The organism is Mesorhizobium sp. WSM3626 (assembly GCF_000513935.1).
GTDB lineage: Bacteria > Pseudomonadota > Alphaproteobacteria > Rhizobiales > Rhizobiaceae > Mesorhizobium > Mesorhizobium salmacidum.
This window is the reverse complement of record NZ_AZUY01000009.1, coordinates 1-20,185: the sequence shown is the minus strand read 5'-3', so window position 1 is coordinate 20,185 and position 20,185 is coordinate 1. Positions and strand designations below refer to the sequence as shown.

General features: G+C 62.0%; 17 protein-coding genes, 1 tRNA gene and 2 pseudogenes. 12 read left to right on the top strand and 8 right to left on the bottom strand.

The window, feature by feature from the left end; all coding sequences use genetic code 11:
* Positions 1-52: 52 nt before the first annotated feature.
* Positions 53-445 carry a hypothetical protein gene (locus M653_RS0109280; RefSeq protein WP_027143100.1) on the top strand — a complete coding sequence of 131 codons (393 nt, stop codon included), beginning with the start codon at positions 53-55 and terminating at the stop codon, positions 443-445.
* 39 nt (positions 446-484) lie between these two features.
* On the opposite strand, the pseudogene M653_RS1000000134340 reads toward M653_RS0109280, so the two are convergent.
* Positions 485-1,113, bottom strand: a pseudogene (locus M653_RS1000000134340) (hypothetical protein).
* A 499-nt stretch (positions 1,114-1,612) separates the two neighbouring features.
* On the opposite strand from M653_RS1000000134340, the gene M653_RS0109265 reads away from it, so the two are divergent.
* Positions 1,613-2,986: a calcium-binding protein gene (locus M653_RS0109265; RefSeq protein ID WP_032935149.1), complete on the top strand. Its 1,374-nt coding sequence runs from the start codon at positions 1,613-1,615 to the stop codon at positions 2,984-2,986.
* A gap of 354 nt (positions 2,987-3,340) precedes the next feature.
* Here M653_RS0109265 and M653_RS0109260 read toward each other — a convergent pair.
* Both M653_RS0109260 and M653_RS0109255 read right to left on the bottom strand, forming a co-directional pair.
* Positions 3,341-3,414 (bottom strand) — tRNA-Gln (locus M653_RS0109260).
* A 180-nt stretch (positions 3,415-3,594) separates the two neighbouring features.
* Positions 3,595-4,527, bottom strand: coding sequence for a lysylphosphatidylglycerol synthase domain-containing protein (locus M653_RS0109255; protein WP_027143097.1), 933 nt, complete (start codon positions 4,525-4,527; stop codon positions 3,595-3,597).
* An 89-nt stretch (positions 4,528-4,616) separates the two neighbouring features.
* Here M653_RS0109255 and M653_RS1000000136635 point away from each other — a divergent pair, with 89 nt between their 5' ends.
* The 3 genes from M653_RS1000000136635 to M653_RS0109240 are packed head-to-tail and all read left to right on the top strand — an operon-like array spanning position 4,617 to position 7,044.
* Positions 4,617-4,880, top strand: coding sequence for a hypothetical protein (locus M653_RS1000000136635; RefSeq protein ID WP_156938171.1), 264 nt, complete (start codon positions 4,617-4,619; stop codon positions 4,878-4,880).
* A gap of 60 nt (positions 4,881-4,940) precedes the next feature.
* The gene (locus M653_RS0109245; protein WP_027143096.1) at positions 4,941-6,305 is read left to right on the top strand and encodes a Ppx/GppA phosphatase family protein; all 1,365 of its coding nucleotides are present in this window, start codon (positions 4,941-4,943) and stop codon (positions 6,303-6,305) included.
* Positions 6,306-6,330: 25 nt separating this feature from the next.
* Positions 6,331-7,044 (top strand): RlmE family RNA methyltransferase, encoded by a 714-nt coding sequence (locus M653_RS0109240; protein ID WP_027143095.1) that lies wholly within the window; start codon positions 6,331-6,333, stop codon positions 7,042-7,044.
* A gap of 44 nt (positions 7,045-7,088) precedes the next feature.
* Here the strand turns inward: M653_RS0109240 and M653_RS0109235 are convergent, their stop codons facing one another.
* Positions 7,089-8,510, bottom strand: a complete 1,422-nt coding sequence (locus tag M653_RS0109235; RefSeq protein ID WP_027143094.1) for an MFS transporter — start codon at positions 8,508-8,510, stop codon at positions 7,089-7,091.
* Between the two features lie 211 nt (positions 8,511-8,721).
* Between M653_RS0109235 and M653_RS0109230 the strand changes: the two genes are divergently transcribed.
* From M653_RS0109230 to M653_RS0109210, 5 genes are all read left to right on the top strand, one after another.
* Entirely contained in the window at positions 8,722-8,961 is a 240-nt protein-coding gene (locus M653_RS0109230; RefSeq protein ID WP_027143093.1) for a type II toxin-antitoxin system prevent-host-death family antitoxin, read from the top strand.
* Complete coding sequence (locus M653_RS0109225; RefSeq protein WP_027143092.1) at positions 8,958-9,407, top strand: PIN domain-containing protein; 450 nt, start codon at positions 8,958-8,960, stop codon at positions 9,405-9,407. The genes M653_RS0109230 and M653_RS0109225 overlap by 4 nt, the downstream gene beginning before the upstream one ends.
* 230 nt (positions 9,408-9,637) lie before the next feature.
* Positions 9,638-11,140 (top strand): IMP dehydrogenase, encoded by a 1,503-nt coding sequence (gene guaB, locus M653_RS0109220; RefSeq protein WP_027143091.1) that lies wholly within the window; start codon positions 9,638-9,640, stop codon positions 11,138-11,140.
* A 31-nt stretch (positions 11,141-11,171) separates the two neighbouring features.
* Positions 11,172-11,714 carry a hypothetical protein gene (locus M653_RS0109215; protein WP_027143090.1) on the top strand — a complete coding sequence of 181 codons (543 nt, stop codon included), beginning with the start codon at positions 11,172-11,174 and terminating at the stop codon, positions 11,712-11,714.
* Between the two features lie 25 nt (positions 11,715-11,739).
* Positions 11,740-12,159 carry an MAPEG family protein gene (locus M653_RS0109210; RefSeq protein ID WP_027143089.1) on the top strand — a complete coding sequence of 140 codons (420 nt, stop codon included), beginning with the start codon at positions 11,740-11,742 and terminating at the stop codon, positions 12,157-12,159.
* 52 nt (positions 12,160-12,211) lie between these two features.
* On the opposite strand, the gene rnd is transcribed toward M653_RS0109210, so the two are convergent.
* The 3 genes and pseudogenes from rnd to M653_RS0109195 all read right to left on the bottom strand — a co-directional run bounded on the left by rnd (position 12,212) and on the right by M653_RS0109195 (position 14,099).
* Positions 12,212-13,363 carry a ribonuclease D gene (gene rnd / locus M653_RS0109205; protein WP_027143088.1) on the bottom strand — a complete coding sequence of 384 codons (1,152 nt, stop codon included), beginning with the start codon at positions 13,361-13,363 and terminating at the stop codon, positions 12,212-12,214.
* A 75-nt stretch (positions 13,364-13,438) separates the two neighbouring features.
* Positions 13,439-13,710 (bottom strand): annotated as a pseudogene (locus tag M653_RS1000000135420) (MFS transporter); the annotation flags it as partial.
* 14 nt (positions 13,711-13,724) lie between these two features.
* On the bottom strand, positions 13,725-14,099 hold the full coding sequence (locus M653_RS0109195) for an avidin/streptavidin family protein (protein ID WP_027143087.1): 375 nt from the start codon (positions 14,097-14,099) through the stop codon (positions 13,725-13,727).
* 222 nt (positions 14,100-14,321) lie between these two features.
* On the opposite strand from M653_RS0109195, the gene aspS reads away from it, so the two are divergent.
* Complete coding sequence (gene aspS / locus M653_RS0109190; protein WP_027143086.1) at positions 14,322-16,112, top strand: aspartate--tRNA ligase; 1,791 nt, start codon at positions 14,322-14,324, stop codon at positions 16,110-16,112.
* A gap of 110 nt (positions 16,113-16,222) precedes the next feature.
* Here aspS and M653_RS0109185 read toward each other — a convergent pair whose 3' ends face one another.
* Entirely contained in the window at positions 16,223-17,413 is a 1,191-nt protein-coding gene (locus M653_RS0109185; RefSeq protein WP_027143085.1) for a hypothetical protein, read from the bottom strand.
* Between the two features lie 331 nt (positions 17,414-17,744).
* On the opposite strand from M653_RS0109185, the gene parC reads away from it, so the two are divergent.
* A complete protein-coding gene (gene parC, locus M653_RS0109180; RefSeq protein ID WP_027143084.1) occupies positions 17,745-19,997 on the top strand; it encodes a DNA topoisomerase IV subunit A in 2,253 nt (750 codons plus the stop codon).
* Positions 19,998-20,185: the final 188 nt, after the last annotated feature.

The following is a 20,185-nucleotide window of genomic DNA, read 5'->3' as shown; positions in this document are numbered from 1 at the left end:
CGCCATTCGCCCCCAGATTTGCGGGCCAGTAACCAAGTCCGAGGAGTAAGTCTTGAAATCAGTTCTAGTTGCCGTTGCCGCCTTGGCGGCCCTCAGCTTGCCGGCCCATGCGGCCGGCTTCGATAACATTGTCCTTTCCGCGACGAAGGACGGGGGAACGCCTCAGAGCAGCTTCCCTGTCGACACACCGGTGATTTATGTGTCGGCCGATTTGGTGGATATCGCGCCCACATCGAAAATCACATTCTCCTGGGTCTCGGTCGATTCCCACGGCGCCGCACCAGAAAACTATACTATCGACAAGGTCGACCTCGACGTCGGAGCGAACAACGAGGCTGATTCACAACTCACCAAACCTACGGCGGGATGGCCGGAGGGCACCTATCGTGTTGATTTGGCCATTGATGGAACGGTTGCGGAATCGGTGCCCTTCAGCATTCCATGATCGGAAATTAACCGCCCGGGAAGGTCGGCCGGCGCCCTGTTAGTCGCTTTCGGGTGGCGCTTCTTTTTGCCAGCCGGCTAGCTCCGGCAGGTCGTCAAGCCAACTTTTCTCGGTCATCAAGGCATCGCGGGTCTGCGGTACCGCCTCCGTGGCGTTTTGAATCAGCCAATCCATCCACTTTCGATAGGCAATTGGGTCCAGTTGGGGCGGCAGCACCTTGGCCTTGAGCAGCATCCTCTTGCGAAAACTAGTTTGCCTGCGCAGTTTGGTGGTCGTGAATTTGATTGCCTTGCCTTGGTATTCAACTATCCACCGGACGCTCCCATGGCTGACAAGCCTGTCGACGGCGAATCCGGCATCGACCGGTCTATCGCGCCACGGAAGCTCGATAGCGTTCTTCCTCAGATCGATAGCCCATCGCCTGCAATTGGCCCCGGTACGCTGAGCCGGCAGCATGCCGGCCTGTTCGAGCATCTTCCTTCGGAAGGTAGGCTGCTTCTGAGCTGGCCGGTCGTCAGCTCGATTCGATGTCCACGAAATTCGACGTGCCACCGGACTCTCCCGTTGCCGACATACTTCACCAACCTGTCGATGAAGGACTCGCCATCGGCCAGCATCACGCAGCCTTGGCTGATGCTTTCGCGGATGAACTCGGTGTCAGTGACCATCAGGCGGCCTTATACGGGAATGGCAGCCCACATGCGATCGGTGAAGGGCAAGATCGCCGCGCTTCGGGCCTTTAGGTCCGGTTGGCGTGGGCGCGTTGCTCCTGTGCCTTCTTACAGATGTCATCCAATTTTTCGCGGACCCGGTCGTTATCAAACAGCAGCTTGGCGCGTGAGAATCCTCTGCTACGAAGCTCCCATTCAATGGCAAGCCATCCTTCATAGTCGCCAGACGCCGCAAGCTTCCCGGCTTCGCGCCACATATGCGCGTCACGCTCTCGGGACACACCTTTCTCCCGTGCTAATGCGCCAAGCATATAGGCATATAGGACGTCGGGCCCCGCTGAAATCGCTGCGCGACAGCTTTTTTGCGAGGGACGTCCATTATTTTTACATTTTGTGATTTGCACGATATGGTTAACGGGGCTCTGGTAGGTGCAGGCCTTTCTGGCTTCAGGCGTTTGGGCAGAAAAAAGGGCGGGGGTGTGAAAGGTGGCCGAACATGGCCAATACGAACACCATTGTCTTGAGTGACGACTACGGCTACCGCCAATACAAGGTATCCGGTCTGCCCGCCGACACCACAATCGATGCCACCAGCGCCTCGTGGATCGTTGCCAATCAGGGAAGCCCCACTAACCTCTATCCCTTCGCGGTCGTCAACCCCGGCGACAACCTCGTGGCTTTGGGCGGCACGATCAACGGCACGGTGTCCCAAACCGGCGACTGGGAGAACATCTACGTTAACTCCGCCGCAGTCCGTGTGAATTCAGCCCACAGCTTTGTCATCGACGACTTTACGATCACCCAGCCCTGGGATGGCATCCGCGTCGGCGGCACCGGCACCTTTCTTATCGAGGACAGCTATGTCGGCAACTCACGAGACGACGCGGTCGAGGACGACGACGTCATCGGCGGCACCATCCGGGATTCGCTGTTCGACCACGTGTTTTCCGGAGTGAGCCTTGGCGACGGTGAGGTGAATGGGTCTGGCAACTCGGTCACCATGGATGGCATGCTTCTGGGCATGGGAGAGTACCTTCGCAAAGGCGTGATCACCCACGGTTCGCCATTCAAACTCGCCGACGGCACAGGCGCCAACGATATCTCGCCCAGCCTGCACTTTGTCGACTGCGTGGTGGCGATCACCGACGTTCACCACAACGGCCAGGGGCGGCTGCAGCACGCCTGGGACAAGACGGTCGAGTCGCACGGCAATTACTATCTCAACCTCTCCGACACGCCGCTGCCGGCGGATTATCCAAAGCCGCCCGCCGGCTGGACGGTCCTTCAGGGCCAGGCCGCCCGCGACTATTGGGACCACGCCAAGGCGGCCTGGCACGCAGCCCATGACGGGACGGACCCGATACCGTCACCTCCGACCCCGCCGACCGACCCGACACCGCCACCTCCGACCGACCCGACCCACGGAACGGCCGGGAACGATACATTTATCGGCACTGGCGCGGCCAATACCTTTGACGCCCAGGCTGGCAACGATACACTGCGGGGCCTGGGTGGCAACGACGTGCTGACCGGTGGCAGGGGCGAGGACACCTTCGTGTTTGACACGGCCTATGGCCCCGGCAATGTCGCCACAATCACCGACTTCGACGCGGAACATGACGCGCTATATCTCGACAGTGCCGTCTTCACCAAGCTCGGCCCCGGTTCCTTGTCCAGCCCGACACAGGTGAACTCGTCGTATTTCGAGTTGCAAGAACACGCCGCCCACAGCAACGATTACCTTCTCTACAACCGGACCACGGGCGTTCTGTCCTATGATCCCGACGGCTCGAAATCGGCCCCACAGGTGGAAATCGCCCATCTGGAGCCCGGGGCGGCCCTGACCTATCACGACGTGTTCGTCGTTTGATCGCTTCTGCGATCGCACCGATAATGGTGTCGCCGCCATCGGCCCGGAACTGGTGATGGCACCGCTGATTGCAAGGGCCGGCGCATGTGCGTCTGTCGCGATCAATGTGGCCGACGTTTATGTGCAACGTGACGAATCTCCATGGACGACGGCGTTTGGCTCCTGGACTGGGTCGCGAAGCCAGCCGACTGTTCGTCCGGCAGCTTCCTAACGAGAAGCTCCTACATCTGGTGCTGCGAATGGAACCGAGGCGAAGTCTGTGCCGCCTTCAGGTAACCATTTGATTGACTTGCGGAAACGGCGGCTGCAGCAGCAGAAGCTCGTGGCAACAAGCTATCCACAGGGCATCCAGTTTGGCTGGGGAACCTGGATTCGAACCAGGACTAACGGAGTCAGAGTCCGTGGGTCTACCGTTAACCTATTCCCCAGCAGGCGCGGTCATGGACCGCGCGGGCCGAACGGCTGAGCCGCTTGAGCGCTGCCTTGTAGCCGCCAGCGGAAAATAGTCAAGCCTGCTCTGCGGTTCAATCGCAACGTTTCGGCCGCTGGTATCAGGCGCCTCGTTCATATGGCGCGCACAACGCGGGTGCAAAGTCCGATCCGATGCCTCAGCTCTCCTTGCGGCTGAATTGCGAGCGTTCGAAGAACAGCACGATGCCCAGGCCCAGAAACAGCGGGATGATCAGATAAAACAGCCGGAACACCAGCAGCGCCGCCAGCACGCCGACCGGGTCCATGTCGGAAAGCCCGGCCAGGAACACCACCTCGAACACGCCGAGGCCACCCGGCGCGTGCGAGATCTGGGCGACCGAGAAGGAGACGAGGAAGACGCCCAGCACGACGAAATAGCCGGGATTGTGCACTTCGGGCAGGGCGAAGAAGATGATCGCCGCGGCGGCGAGCAGTTCGATCGGGCCGATCAGCAATTGCCGCGCGACGATCGGCAGCGCCGGATAGTGCAATTGGAAGCTGCCGATCGTCAACGGGCGCAGATGCAGCCAACTGCCGAATATATAGGCTGCGATGAGGATCAGCATCGCGACGCCTGCCGCCTCCGACAGGCCGTGATGGGCGATGCCGGAGAATCGGTCGATAATCTGCGGCTCGAACACCAGCACAAGGCCCGAGGCGAGTATCGTCGACAGCACGAAGGTTATCCAGCAGACCGCTACCAATACGCCGACTTCCTGGCCGGTCAGGCCCCTGGTGCCGTATGCGCGGTAGCGGATGACGGCGCCGGAAAACACCGAACCGCCGATATTGTGCGACAGCGCATAGGTGGTGAAGGAGCAGAGCGTGACGAACAGCCACGACACTCGTCTGCCGATATGCAGCAGCGCGATGTGATCGTAGCCGGCGAGCGCGGCATAGGCGACGACCGAACTCAAGCCTGCCAGTATCCAGTCGCGAGCCGGAATGGCCGCCAGCCCGTCCCAGACGTCATCCAGCGAGATGCCGCGCAATTCATGCCAGAGCAGCAGCAGCGAGAAGATCACCGCGCCGATGCCGACGACCGGCCAGAAATAGCGTTTCCAGTTCATTGCCAGACTGCCATGCCTTGTGTATCCGCTTCCTTTTCTGTCGAGAGGCCAACCGCCCCGCATTCCCCATTCATTTCAGAAATGCCTCATTGAAGCCGGCTATTCAACCGCGAACACTTGTCGCGCCTGATGCCGGCAAGACCTGCCTGCACTGGACGGGGCGCAAAACGCTGACAAGCGGCGAGGGCATCGGCTTCGACGGGCGCGGTCTTCGCTGGCGCCGCGTTATCAATCCAGCCTTGCCGGTACATTACGGCGGTGCAGCGAAAAGGCGGTTCGCGCCCCGGCCGGCAAAATTCAGCATGCGGCCCTTGGTGATCGGCCACAGCACTGTTAGTCTGGCGGCAACTTGAAACATGCCAAAGCGCCTGCTGCGTCCGTCACCGGTTCGCGCGGCGCCGGAAGGAACGACAGTGGAAGACCGCGACACCGGCGCAGGCGCGCCGGAGGTGGGCGCGTCCAGCGCTTCCCCGGGATCGTCAGGCCCGGGGACAGCCGGTTGGCAGCAACGCCGCCCGACGGAGCCTCGCTCCGTGAATGGGCAGGCAGGCGACGCGACCCACAACCAGAAGGGCAAGCCCAAGAAACGGCGCAAGCGAAGGCGTGGGCGCAAGGTTTTTGCGCGCGACGATGCGCGCCCCGGGGACAATCGATCGCCGGCACAAGGCAAGGCCGCTGTCGCGGCAGTGGAGCTGAAGCCTGTTGCCGCTGCGGCGATCTCGCCCGTCGTTCCAATCCCACGCCCCGAGCAAGGACACCGCAGGCCGCCGGTGCACGAGCTTCCGGTCTTTGCGGCGCTGGACCTCGGCACCAACAATTGCCGGCTGCTGGTCGCCGTCCCCACGCGTCACGGCCAGTTCCGCGTCATCGATGCCTTCTCGCGCATCGTCAGGCTGGGCGAGGGGCTCACCGCCAATGGCCGGCTCGGCCAGCCGGCGATGGACCGCGCGGTTGAGGCGCTGAAGGTCTGCGGCGACAAACTGCGCGGCCGCAAGATCAGGAAGGCAAGGCTGATCGCCACCGAAGCCTGCCGCACCGCCGAAAACGGCGTCGAGTTCCTCGATCGTGTCGAACGCGAAGCCGGCCTGAAGCTCGAGATCATCGACCGCCAGACCGAAGCCCGCCTTGCTGTTTCCGGCTGCGGTTCGCTGGTCGAGCGCGACACGCAAGGCGTCGTCCTGTTCGACATCGGCGGCGGCTCCTCCGAGATAGCGCTGATCGATCTCACCGGCCGCCGTTCGCCACGCCTCGCCAATCATATCGTTTCGTGGACATCGCTGCCGGTCGGCGTCGTGTCATTGGCGGAACGCTTTGGCGGCCGCACCGTAACGCGCGAGATCTTCACCGCCATGGTCGACGACGTCGCCGGCAGGCTGGCCGCTTTCGATGGCCGCGATCGGTTGAGCCATCTCAAGGCCAGCCCGAATTTCCATCTGTTGGGCACTTCGGGGACGGTGACGACGCTGGCCGGCGTCCATCTCGACCTCGAACGCTACGATCGCCGCCGGGTCGACGGCCTGTGGATGGACCGCGACAGCGTCGACCGCATGGTGGAGAGACTGGTCGGCTGGGATTTCCAGCAGCGCTGCGCCAACCCCTGCATCGGTGCTGACCGCGCCGATCTCGTGCTCGCCGGCTGTGCTATCCTCGAGGCAATCCGCGCCGTCTGGCCCTCGGAGCGGCTGCGCGTCGCCGACCGGGGCCTGCGCGAGGGCATATTGAGCGAACTGATGGCCGATGACGGCGCCTGGCGCAACGATGGGCGTGCTAGGGCATGATCATGCTCAAACAAGAAATCAGGCAATGACCAAGAAACCGGAAAAACCAGGGTCCGCCAGCATTCGCGTGCTGAAAACGCGGATCAAGAAGAAAAGCGGCTTGAAGGAATCGTCGCGTCGCTGGCTGCAGCGCCACATCAACGATCCCTATGTCCAGCGCTCCAAAGCCGACGGTTATCGCTCGCGCGCGGCCTACAAGCTGATCGAGATCGATGACAAGCACCACCTCTTGAAACCCGGCATGAAGGTGATCGACCTCGGTGCCGCTCCCGGCGGCTGGTGTCAGGTCGCGGCCGCGCGCACGAAATCGACGGCCGAGCATCCGCATGTCGTCGGCATCGATTATCTCGAAATGGACGCCGTGCCTGGCGCGCCGGTGCTGCTGCTGGATTTTCTTGATCCGCAGGCGCCGCAAAAGCTCGCCGAAGCGCTGGGCGGGGATCCTGATGTCGTGCTGTCCGACATGGCCGCACCCACCACCGGCCACAAACGGACCGACCATATCCGCACCATGCATCTGTGCGAGGTGGCGGCCGATTTCGCGCTGTCGGTCTTGAAGCCCGGCGGCCATTTCCTGGCCAAGACTTTTCAGGGCGGCGCCGAGAACGAACTGCTCTCGATGCTCAAGAAGAATTTCCGCTCCGTCCACCACGTCAAGCCACCGGCATCGCGCGATGAGTCGGTGGAGCTTTATCTGTTGGCCAAGGACTTCAAGGGGCGAGAGCCGAGCAGGGAGTAACGCCTTCCCTTCTCCTCTTGCACAAGGGGAGCAGGGAGAGAGCCTCACTCTCCCGGCGATCTCACCTGTTCCAGTGTCTTGGGCGTTGTCAGCCGGCCATGGCCGGAGACGGCGTTGCCGGCATCGGGTGCCAGCCGCATGAACGACAGCGACGCCGCCGCCGATACCGCCGCCACGATGAAGAAGGCGATATGGAAGTCGCCCAGCGTCAGCGGGCCGCCATGGATCGAGGTCGAGACTTCCAGAACGCCGCCGGCGAGCGCCACGCCGAGCGCGATTGACAATTGCTGGAACACCGCCGTGATAGGCGTCGCCTTGCTGGTATCCTCGGCCGACACCTCGGCATAGGAGAGTGCGTTGACACCGGTGAAGAACATCGAGCGGATGAAACCGCCGACCAGCAATATGGCCAGCATCAACGCATAGGGCGTCTCTGGGGTGAAGAGACCATAGCTGGCGATCGATGCGGCGGCGACAAGCGAGCCCAGGATCAGCACGCGGCGGAAGCCGACAACGCGGAAGATCAGCGCGGTGACGAATTTCATGCCGATGGCGCCGATCGCCGAGACGAAGGTGATCATGCCGGACTGGAACGGGGTCAGCCCGAAGCCGATCTGGAACATCAGCGGCAATAGGAACGGCACCGCGCCGATGCCGATGCGGAACAGGCTGCCGCCGAGCACCGACGAGCGGAACACCTGGTTGCGGAACAACTCAAGCGCGAGCAGCGGATTCCTGGCGCGGCGCGCATGCATCAGGTAGAGCGCGCCCGACAGCAGCCCCACGGCGATCGTGATGAAGCCGGTCGCCGGCGGCAAATAAGGCAAGCTGACCACCGACAGGCCGAAGACGACGCCGGATGCGGCCAGCCCGCTCAGCACGAAGCCGACGAAATCGAGCGGCGGCGTCTCCATCGATTCAGTTTCCGGCAGGAAGCGGGTGGCCAGCCAGATGCCGATCAGGCCGATCGGCACGTTGATCAGGAAAATCCAGTGCCAGGTGAAGTAGGTGGTGATGAAGCCGCCGATCGGCGGGCCCACCAGCGGCCCGACCAGTGCGGGAACGGTCAGCCAGGACATGGCGGCGACCAGATCACTTTTGGGCGTGGCACGAACCAGAACCAGGCGTCCGACCGGGGTCATCATGGCGCCGCCGATGCCTTGCAGGAAGCGTGACACCACGAAGGCCGGCAGGGAACCGGAGAGGGCACAGGCGACCGAACCGGCAATGAACACCGCGATCGCGGCACGAAAGATGTTCTTGGCGCCGAAGCGATCGGCCATCCAGCCGCTGATCGGAATGAAGATCGCCAGCGACACCAGATAGGCCGTCAGCGCCAGTTTGAGTGCGATCGGGCTGGTATGGATGTCGGTCGCGATCGCCGGCAGCGACGTTGCGATGACGGTCGAATCCATGTTTTCCATGAAGAGAGCGACCGCAAGGATAAGCGGGATGGTGCGGTTCAACGAAGACGTCCGAATTGGTCGAAATTGCCTGCCGGCCGGGGGCATGCCGATACAATGGGCGGTTATCATGCCTTTGGGCCGATGTCGCATTAATTTGCTGTCACTTTTGTGCGACTTCGACGCCGCGGAGGGCCTGGGCAGCGATCAGAGACTGCTTGCCAAGGAGCCAAGCTATAGCTACTCTAGTTAAAATAACTACTTTGATGCAATCATGGACGAATCCGTTACAGCTGCCGACGCCAATCGAAAATTTTCGCTCATTCTTCGTGGTGTGCGGGAAGGGCGGAACTTTGTGGTGACCAGTCACGGGCGGCCGGTTGCGCGGATCGTACCCGCGGACAATCGCGGTCAGGTGGCCTCGCGCTCGCGCACCGCGCTGCTGTCACGGCTTGAGCGGCAGCCTGTCGTCGACGCCGGGCAATGGACCCGCGACGAGCTTTACGACCGGTGAAGGTCGCGCTCGACACCAACATCCTTGCTTATGCTGAAGGCGTGAACAACGCCGACAAGCGTGACGCTGTTCTGGAGTTGCTGCGCAACGTTCCGCAAGAGGCAGTTGTCATTCCGGTTCAAGTGCTTGGCGAACTGTTCAACATACTTGTTCGCAAGGCTGGACGATCTTCGCAGGAAGGCCGGGACGCACTCCTGGGCTGGCGCGACGCCTTCCCGGTCGCTGGAACATCGCCCGAGGTTATGATGATGGCGGTCGATCTTGCGGCCGACCACCATTTCAGTATCTGGGATGCGGTCATCCTATCAGCTGCCTCCCAATCGAGTTGCCGGCTGCTCCTGTCGGAAGATCTGCAACATGGCTTCACCTGGGGTGGCGTAACCGTTGTCAATCCTTTCGCATCGCCACGTCATGAATTGCTCGATACCCTGCTGGGCGCGGACTAGGCTCCAGGCAAAGTGTGGAACGGTTTTTCCGTCTGGAACTGCGTAGAAACAGGAAGTTGGATCGGTCCCGCGACCCTGTCGACACTGAACCGATCCTTAACGTCCACTCAACGATCAGCTTTTCAACGCCGCCGCGACGTGTTACCAGCCACCGCCAATCCTGAAAGGGAATAATGAGTCGGCGCTGTCCATTCCGGTCCAGCGCTTTTTCTGCATTCAAAGGGCTGGCCATGGCAAAAATCATCGAAACCTCCACCGGCGCACTGGCGCTGACCTTTGACGACGTGCTCTTGCAGCCCGGTCATTCGGAGGTGATGCCCGGCCAGACCGACATCCGCACCCGCATCGCCGGCGACATTGACCTCAACGTGCCGATCCTGTCGGCGGCGATGGACACGGTCACCGAGGCAAGGCTCGCCATCGCCATGGCGCAGGCCGGCGGCATCGGCGTCATCCATCGCAATTTCTCGCCCGCCGAACAGGCCGAGCAGGTGCGGCAGGTCAAGAAATTCGAATCCGGCATGGTGGTCAACCCGGTCACGATCGGTCCCGACGCCACGCTCGCCGATGCCTTGTCGCTGATGCGCACCTACTCGATTTCGGGCATTCCGGTGGTCGAGAATGGCGGCGCCGGCGGCCACAAGACCGGCCGGCTCGTCGGCATCCTGACCAACCGTGACGTGCGCTTCGCTTCCGATCCGGCGCAAAAGGTCTACGAATTGATGACCCGTGAGAACCTGATCACGGTCAAGGAGAATGTCGACCAGGACGAGGCCAAGCGGCTTCTGCACCAGCACCGCATCGAGAAGCTGGTGGTGGTCGACAAAACGGGCAATTGCGTCGGGCTGATCACCGTCAAGGACATCGAGAAGTCGCAGCTTAACCCGCATGCCACCAAGGATGCGCAGGGGCGCCTGCGCGCCGCGGCCGCCACCAGCGTCGGCGATGACGGCTTCGAACGCGCCGAGCGTCTTATCGAGGCCGGCGTAGACCTTTTGGTGATCGACACCGCGCATGGCCACTCACAGCGGGTGCTGGACGCGGTGACGCGGGCGAAGAAGCTTTCCAATTCCGTGCGCATCCTGGCCGGCAATGTCGCCACCGCGGAAGGCACGCTGGCACTGATCGACGCCGGCGCCGACGCCGTCAAGGTCGGCATCGGTCCGGGCTCCATCTGCACCACCCGCATTGTGGCCGGGGTCGGCGTTCCCCAGCTTTCGGCCATCATGTCGGCGGTCGAGGCAGCGCATAAATCGGGCGCCTCGGTGATCGCCGACGGCGGCATCAAATATTCCGGCGATCTCGCCAAGGCACTCGCCGCCGGCGCCAGTGCCGCCATGATCGGCTCGCTGCTTGCCGGGACCGACGAAAGCCCGGGCGAGGTCTACCTGCACCAGGGCCGCTCCTTCAAGGCCTATCGCGGCATGGGCTCGGTCGGCGCCATGGCGCGGGGCTCCGCCGATCGCTACTTCCAGGCCGAGGTGCGCGACACGCTGAAATTGGTGCCGGAAGGCATTGAAGGGCAGGTTCCCTACAAAGGACCTGTGTCTGGCGTGTTGCACCAGCTTGCGGGCGGGCTGAAAGCCGCTATGGGTTATGTTGGTGGCCGCGACCTTGCCGATTTCCGCGACCGCGCCACTTTTGTGCGCATATCCAACGCTGGACTTCGTGAAAGCCACGCCCATGACGTCACGATTACCCGCGAAAGTCCCAACTATCCCGGCGGAGCCTGATTCTTCCGGGCTTTGGCGCAACTTGACCGCCATGGTGCTGCGCCTGTCGCGCCATGTCGGGGCGCTCTGCTTTCTCTCGGCGGCGGTTTTCATCGCCATGACGGGCATGGAGTTCTTCTATTTCCGCCAATTGAGCGGGGGCTTGGCCTCGCTCGACATGCGCTATTTCGGATTCACGCCCGACGAAGGCATGGCCTGGCTGACGGCGCTTGGCCGGCGCGGCAGCGAGATCATCCTGGTCTGGCATTACCTGACCTTCGATCTTTTGTTTCCGGCGCTGCTGTCGCTGACGCTGGTCAGCCTGATCCTGGCGACTGGCCGGCGACTGAAGAATTTCCGCGTGCTGCCGGCTCAGATGCAGGCGATCTTCGCGCTGGTCCTGGTGCTGCCCTACACGCTCGCCGACTACGCCCAGAATATCGCCGTGGCGCGGCTTCTGTCCGATTTCCTCTACGCCAATCCGGACTCGCTGTCTTTCGCCTCGGCGCTCATCGTCACCAAATTCGTGCTTCTCGCCGTCCCGGTCATCGTCATTGCCGCTTTCTGGTTGGCGGGCCAAAGACGTCAGAATTGAAGCCGAACAGGGCAGGGGCGACTGCATGAACCAGACCGCGATCTTCTGGCCGGTGCTCGCCCACGTGCTGCTGATCTATATCGTCTATTGCGTACTGGGCCGGCGCCGATATGTTGCCGTCAAGTCGGGCGAGGCGAAGGCGAGCCAGTACAAGGCCCGCTCGACAGAACCGGCCTCCTGCGCGACCGTTGCCGGCAATCTCAGAAATCAATTCGAACTGCCGGTGCTTTTCTATGTGCTGTGCCTGGCGCTGCACGTCACCAATGGCGTCAACTATCTGACACTGGCGCTGATGTGGGCTTTCGTGGTGACCCGCTACTTCCACGCCTGGGTTCACCTGACCAGCAACGATCTGCGCTGGCGCAGCCGCTCTTTCTTCCTTGGAGCGGTCATTGTCCTGTTGGGCTGGATCTGGCTCGCTCTTCACCTGCTCGGGGTGATTTGAGCAGAATTGGCGTCAGCTCTCTTCTCCCGCGACGGAAGAAGAGAGACTGAACCTACAGGTCGAACACTGCTATTTTTCGATTGTCGAACTTGATGCCGATCTCGCCGCGCACAAGTTTCAGCGCCTGTTCGCCGAACACGGCGCGCCGCCAGCCTTGCAGCGCCGGCACATCGGCATCCTCGCCTTCGGCGGCGATGCGATCGATATCGTCGCTGGAGGCGAGCACCTTAGAGGCGACGCCCTGTTTTTCGGCGATGATCCTGAGCAGCACTTTCAAGAGCTCCGCGGCCGCATTCGAGCCCTCGGGCGGCTGGAAGCTTTTCGGCAGTTTCGGCATCTGCTCCTTGGGCAGGGCGAGCGCGGTGTTGACCGCGCCGAGCAGTGCCGTCGCCGTCGAGGAGCGTTCCCAGCCCTTGGGCGTGGTGCGCAGCTTGGCAAGGGCTGCCGCATCGCGCGGCCCTTGTTGCGCGATCTCGTAGATCGCATCGTCCTTGAGCACGCGGCCGCGCGGCACGTCGCGCTCGCGCGCCTCGCGTTCGCGCCATGCCGCCACGGTCTGCACGATCGCCAGCTCCTGCGGTTTGCGAAGCCGCATCTTCAGCCGCTTCCAGGCGTCCTCGGGATGCGGATCGTAGGTCTCGCGCGAGGTCAGGACATCCATCTCCTCATTCAGCCAGTGGGCGCGGTTTTCCCGCGCCAGCTCGGCGTTGAGGTGCTGATAGACCTCGATCAAATGGGTGACGTCGGCCAGCGCGTAGTCGAGCTGCTTGTCGGACAGCGGGCGGTGGCGCCAGTCGGTGAAGCGCGACGACTTGTCGAGCCGGGCGCCGGTTATGCGCTGCACGAGCTGATCATAGGAAACGCTGTCGCCGAAGCCGCAGACCATCGCCGCCACCTGTGTGTCGAACACCGGGTGCGGAACGAGATCGCCGAGATGGACGATGATTTCGATGTCTTGCCGGGCGGCGTGGAAGACTTTGACTACCGCCTCGTTGGCCATCAACCTGAAGAAGGGAGCGAGGTCGATATCAGGTGAAAGCGGATCTATCAGCGCCGTCACGCCGGGCGCGGCCATCTGGATCAGGCACAGGATGGGCCAGAAGGTCGTTTCGCGGATGAATTCGGTGTCGACGGTGACGAAATCCGACTTTTCGAAAGCGGCGAGAACGGTCTCGAGTTCTTTCTGGGTGGTGATGACGTGCATCAAATCGCTTTTGGCAGGAGTAGGGTCTTCCTAGATTTCAGCCGGGAAGGCTTTCGTCAAGCTGTGGCGCCACCGTCACGGCCCTTCCGGACTGTCTGGATCACTATTTCTCCTCGCCAGCCGCGCAAGAATGGTCGAGGTGCGCAACACCGCGGTGAAGCGGCTGCGCTTGCCGCCGGCACGCCGGAGAGGATGACGGCGGTGAAGACCGCTTAGACCACGGCGCTGAAGACAAACAGCGCGCTTGGCCCGAAATACTGCATCGCTGTCGAGGCCGCGAACGGGCCGCCAATGGTGCCGAAGGAATAGAACAGCATCAACGCCGCGTTGATCGGCACGAACTCGCCGGCGGTCGGAGTATTCAATCGACGCGCTCAAAAGTGTCTAGGCTGGTCCCGAAGGCGCGCCATGTTCCAACCTGGGTCAGCTTTGCGGGCTCACCCTCGGCATCGGCTGAAAGTGCCAGTCCAGCCACTGTGTGCCACAACATCTCCATCTTGCCGTCCCGAAAAATGCCGGTGTAGCTGACCGCCGCCGGGCCCGTTTTTCCTAACGCCGCGGAAGTAAAGCCAATCACATCTCCATGAGCGGCCCCGTGGAGAGGCACTTCCATCCCGGAAAAGCTGCTGTCGGGCAATGCTGTCTTGAAGACACCGCGGATCAAACCATCGCTATCGTCTTCGATAACTACAACCGAACCGTATTGATTGCGCCAAGTGCCCTTCCAGGAAAACATGTTTGCCTCCTCTCACTCCATCATGCGCCAACGCGAGAGGCGGTTTACGGTTGCGCCACATGACCGGCTATGGATTGAGACCCGAAGTTCCAAACTGAGAGACCGCCCCTCCGTCCGTTTGCCTTGACAAACCATGCCTCTCATGCGCTTTTCGCGCAAATTTTGGGCCGGGCTGCGATGCTTTGGCCCGCAACCCACAATCCCGGACTTTTATCCATGACCATGCACCGTTACCGCAGCCATACCTGTGCCCAGTTGCGAAAGAGCGACGTCGGCAATTCCGTTCGCCTGTCGGGCTGGGTGCATCGCGTGCGCGACCATGGCGGCCTGCTGTTCATCGATCTGCGCGACCATTACGGCCTGACCCAGATCGTCGCCGATCCGGATTCTCCTGCCTTCAAGATCGCCGAGACCTTGCGCGGCGAATGGGTGATCCGCGTCGACGGCGAGGTCAAGGCACGCCTGCCGGAAACCACGAACGCCAACCTGCCGACTGGTGAGATCGAGATTTTCGCCCGCGAGATCGAGGTGCTGTCGGCGGCCAAGGAATTGCCGCTGCCGGTATTCGGCGAACCGGACTACCCCGAGGACATCAGGCTGAAATACCGCTTCCTCGACCTGCGCCGTGAGACGCTGCACCGGAACATCGTGGCGCGCACGAAAATCATCGCCGAGATGCGCAAGCGCATGGGCGAGGTCGGCTTCACCGAATTCTCGACGCCGATCCTTACCGCCTCGTCGCCGGAAGGCGCGCGCGACTTCCTGGTGCCGTCGCGCATCCATCCTGGCACCTTCTACGCGCTGCCGCAGGCTCCGCAGCAGTACAAGCAGCTTATCATGGTGTCCGGCTTCGACCGTTATTTCCAGATCGCGCCGTGCTTCCGCGACGAAGACCCGCGAGCCGACCGTCTGCCTGGCGAATTCTACCAGCTCGACGTCGAAATGAGTTTCGTCGAGCAGGACGATGTGCTGTCGACCATGGAACCGGTGATGCGCGGCGTCTTCGAGACCTTTGCCAACGGCAAGCCGGTGACGCAGAAATTCCAGCGCATCCCTTACGATGTCGCCATGCGCAAATACGGTTCCGACAAGCCGGACCTGCGCAACCCGATCGAGATGCAGGCCGTCTCCGACCATTTTCGCGAGTCCGGCTTCAAGGTGTTCGCCAACATCCTGGCCAACGACCCGAAGGCCGAGGTGTGGGGCATTCCGGCAAAAACCGGCGGCAGCCGCGCCTTTTGCGATCGCATGAACAGCTGGGCGCAAGGCGAGGGCCAGCCGGGGCTGGGCTACATCTTCTGGCGCAAGGAGGGCGACAAGCTCGAAGGCGCCGGCCCGCTCGCCAAGAACATCGGCGAGGAACGCACCGAGGCGATCCGCTTGCAGCTCGGCCTTGCCGACGGTGACGCTGCCTTCTTCGTTGCCGGCGACCCGAAGAAGTTCGTCTCCTTTGCGGGCGCCGCGCGCACGCGCGCCGGCGAGGAGCTGAACCTTGTCGACCGCGAGCGCTTCGAACTGTGCTGGATCGTCGACTTCCCGTTCTTCGAATGGAACGAGGAGGAGAAGAAGATCGACTTCGCCCACAATCCGTTCTCAATGCCGCAGGGCGGCATCGATGCGCTGAACGGCGAGGACCTGCTCGGCATCAAGGCTTTCCAGTACGACATGGTCTGCAACGGTTTCGAGATCGCCAGCGGCGGCATCCGCAACCATTTGCCCGAAACCATGGTCAAGGCATTCGAGACGGTCGGGCTGGACCGCGCCACGGTCGAGGAGCGCTTTGGCGGCCTCTATCGCGCCTTCCAGTATGGCGCGCCTCCGCATGGCGGCATGGCCGCCGGTGTCGATCGCGTCGTCATGCTTCTGGTCGGCGCCAAGAACCTGCGCGAAATCACCATGTTCCCGATGAACCAGCAGGCCTATGATTTGTTGATGAACGCGCCCTCGGAAGCGAGCCCGCAGCAGCTTCGCGATTTGGCGTTGCGCGTCGCGCCAACCAAGAAGGACGCCTGACCAGAAGCTTCAGGCTTCACTTCAGGAACTTGCTCGAACCGGTTCTTCCGATTCGGCAACAAAAAAACCGGCATCGCTGCCGGTTTTTTCATGTCCTGAGATCGTTTCGATCAGTCCTCGTTCGCCTTGACGCTGACGCCGAGCGTCTTCGGCAGATCCAGCGGGTTCGACATGGCGCCCGCCATGATCAGCGCGAACGGCACCGATGCCGGCGGCTCGGCCGAGATTTCGAGGCTCTTCGGATCGTCGAGATATTTGCTGACCGCGGCGGTCACCTGAGCCGTGAGTTCCGGATTGTTGAGCTGCGCCATGCCGAACGGCACGATCGCCTTGGCTTGGTTGGCGATGTCCTTGGCCGACATGCCCTGCTGCTTGCCGACATAGTCCAGCACCTTGCCGGTCAGCGAATCGTCGTCGAAGCGGATCGAGGCGCTGTTGAACGAAAGCTGCTGCAACAGGCCGAGCATCGCCATGCCTTGCGCCGAATTGTCGGCGCCTTCCGGCTGTGCGGCCATCTTCTTCTGCATTTCCTGCAGCGACTTGATGAAGTCGACCGTGTAGCCGCCGAGGTCGAAGGTCATGCCGAGCGTGCCGGCATTCTCGACGGAGATGTCGTATTTCGACAGTTCCATCTTGCCGTCAGATGGCTGCCAGGTGCCGGCCATTTCGAGATTCCCCGAGATGTTCTGGTAGCCGAGCGCGTTGATGACCTCCTTGGATTTGGGATCGTCGACCAGCGAGAGATCGGCCGTGAACTTCTCCGTATTGGCGGTGAATTCCATCGCCTTGCCGTCGGCGGGCGGCGTGATCTCGATGGCAAGGCCGTCCATCGAGAATGCGGTCTTGTCGGCGACCTTGACCGTCATGTTCGACAGTTCAGCAGATTTATACATCATCAGCGAGCCAAGCGGGCTGGTGGAACCGTCGGCCGGCACCGTCATGTCGTGGATGATGAAGGGGCTGAGATCGAGGGTGACGCCGTCCTTGCTGTGTTCGAAGGCCGAGGTCGACACGGTGCCGATATCATAGCCGCCATTGGCTTCGGTGATGTTCTCGAGCTTGACGTCGCCGATCGTCAGCGCTTCCTTTTCCGCGGCCGGTTTCACCGACACGCCCTGCAGCACCATGCTGGTGTTGTCGCCGGTCACGCCGGTCCAGGAGATGTCGACGCCCTGTGCGGAGAGCGCAGCCTTCAGCCGGTCCGCGACCACGGCGTCCTGGGCAAGGGCAGCATTCAGCGGCAGTGTGAGCAAGAAGGTCGAAAGAGCGAATTTCCGGAGAGTTGAGCGGTTGATTGTCATCGCAAGGTCCCTGAGAGTGTCCTGAAATTATTTTTCAATTCTTTGCGCCATCACCATTCCGTGACGAACTGGACGGGAAAAAGGCGTGTCCCGGCACAATGGTCGAAAATCGCGGTGAAAGGCAAACCCGATCCGAACGCTATTGGACAATGCAGTGAATTTGGCATGAAGGTCGGGCCGCCAGCGTGCTTCGCAATAGATGCGGCATGTAACAGATTGATGTTGGCCGGCAAGCTCGACCTTGCGGTCTCCTGTTGCAGAAACGTGCGCAAATCGACCGGTCCGGTGCGCGCCTCTTGCCGCGAATCACCCGCTCGGCTAGTCCCAGCCCATGGGAAAAAGGCTTTTGCCGCCTGACAATGGCGGCGGCGATCATATTGAACCGGTCGATCTGAAGAAGGCGCTGGAAGAGCGTTATCTCGCCTATGCGTTGTCGACCATCATGCACCGGGCGCTGCCCGACGTTCGCGACGGACTGAAGCCGGTCCATCGCCGTATCATGCACGCCATGCGACTGCTGCGCCTCAATCCCGACCAGGGTTTTGCCAAATGCGCCCGTATCGTCGGCGAGGTGATGGGCAAGTTCCACCCGCATGGCGACCAGTCGATCTATGATGCGCTGGTGCGGCTGGCGCAGGATTTTTCGATGCGCTACCCCCTGGTCGACGGCCAGGGCAATTTCGGCAACATCGACGGCGATAACGCCGCCGCCATGCGCTACACCGAAGCGCGCATGACCGACGTGGCGACCGAATTGCTTGCCGGCATCACCGAGGATGCCGTCGACTATCGGCCGACCTACAATGAAGAGGACGAGGAGCCGGTCGTGCTCCCCGGCGCCTTCCCGAATCTGCTGGCCAACGGCTCGTCCGGCATCGCGGTCGGCATGGCGACGTCGATCCCGCCGCACAACGCGGCCGAACTTTGCGACGCCGCACTGCATCTGATCGACCATCGCGACGCGCCGGTGGCGAAGCTGATGGATTTCGTCCAGGGCCCGGATTTCCCGACCGGCGGCATCATCGTCGACAGCCGCGCCTCCATCCTCGAAGCCTATGAGACAGGCCGCGGCGGCTTTCGCGTGCGATCGAAATGGAACCAGGAGGACCAGGGCAGGGGCACCTGGAGCATCGTGGTCACCGAAATCCCCTATGGCGTGCAGAAGGCGCGGCTGATCGAGAAGATCGCCGAGCTGTTGATGGCCCGCAAGCTGCCGCTGCTCGAGGATATCAGGGACGAAAGTGCCGAGGACATCCGCGTCGTTCTGGTGCCTAAGAGCCGTTCCGTCGACCCCGGCATCCTGATGGAATCACTGTTCAAGCTCACCGAGCTCGAGAGCCGTTTCCCGCTCAACATGAATGTGCTGTCGCGCGGCAAGGTGCCCAACGTGCTGTCGTTGAAAGGCGTGCTGCAGGAATGGCTGGATCACCGCCGCGACGTCCTCATCCGTCGCTCGAAACATCGCCTCGGCGAGATCGAGAGGCGGCTGGAAATCCTCGCCGGCTACCTGATCGCCTATCTCAACATCGACGAGGTGATCAAGATCATCCGCGAGGAGGATGAGCCAAAGCAGGTCATGATGGCCCGCTGGTCGCTCACCGACACCCAAGCCGAAGCGATCCTCAACATGCGGCTGCGCGCGTTGCGCAAGCTGGAGGAATTCGAGATCCGCAAGGAATTCGATGGCCTGACCGCAGAGAAGAAGCAGATCGAGGCGCTGCTGGCGTCCGATGCAAAGCAGTGGTCGACGATCAAGTGGGAAGTCACTCAGGTTCGCGACAAGTTCGGCCCGGAGACCGAGATCGGCAAGCGCCGTACCCAGTTCGCCGATGCGCCCGAGCACGACCTGACCGACATCGCGCATGCCATGATCGAGCGCGAGCCGGTCACCGTCGTGGTTTCGGAAAAAGGCTGGCTGCGGGCAATGAAGGGCCATCTGGCCGATCTTTCGACGCTGACCTTCAAGGAGGGTGACAGTCTCAAGCTCGCCTTCCATGCCCAGACGACAGACAAGGTGCTGGTCTTCACCACCGGCGGCAAATTCTACACGATCGGCGCCGACCGGCTGCCCGGCGGCCGAGGCCATGGCGAGCCGATCCGCATCATCGTCGATATGGACAATGACCAGGACATCGTCACCGCCTTCGTCCACGATCCCAAGCGCAAGCTGCTGCTCGCCTCTTTCGACGCCAACGGCTTCATCGTTGCGGAGGAAGAGGTGGTCGCCAACACCCGCAAGGGCAAGCAGGTGATGAACGTCAAGGCCCCGGACGAAGCCAAGCGCTGCGTGCCGGTCACTGGCGATCATCTGGCCATCGTCGGCGAGAACCGCAAGATGCTGGTGTTCGCGCTCTCGGAAATTCCGGAGATGAGTCGCGGTAAGGGCGTGCGGCTGCAGAAATACAAGGACGGCGGCCTTCTCGACCTCAAGCCGTTCACGCTGGAGACCGGTCTTTCCTGGCAGGATTCGGCCGACCGCACCTTCACGCGGTCGCGCGAGGAACTGGCCGAGTGGATCGGCGCGAGGGCATCGGCAGGGCGTATGGTGCCGAAGGGTTTCCCGAGGACTGGCAAGTTCGGGTAACGGGGCGCTTCTTCCTTCTCCCCTTGTTGTGGGAGAAGGTGGCCTCGCAACGCGAGGTCGGATGAGGGGTGTTCCAGGGAACGCCAACGCCTCACTTCGCTGGAACACCCCTTGTATCTGCACGGAGGAAACTTTGTGCGAGAAGAGCGACTGAGCCTCGAACCGGATGGCCATCCGATTCGAGGCTT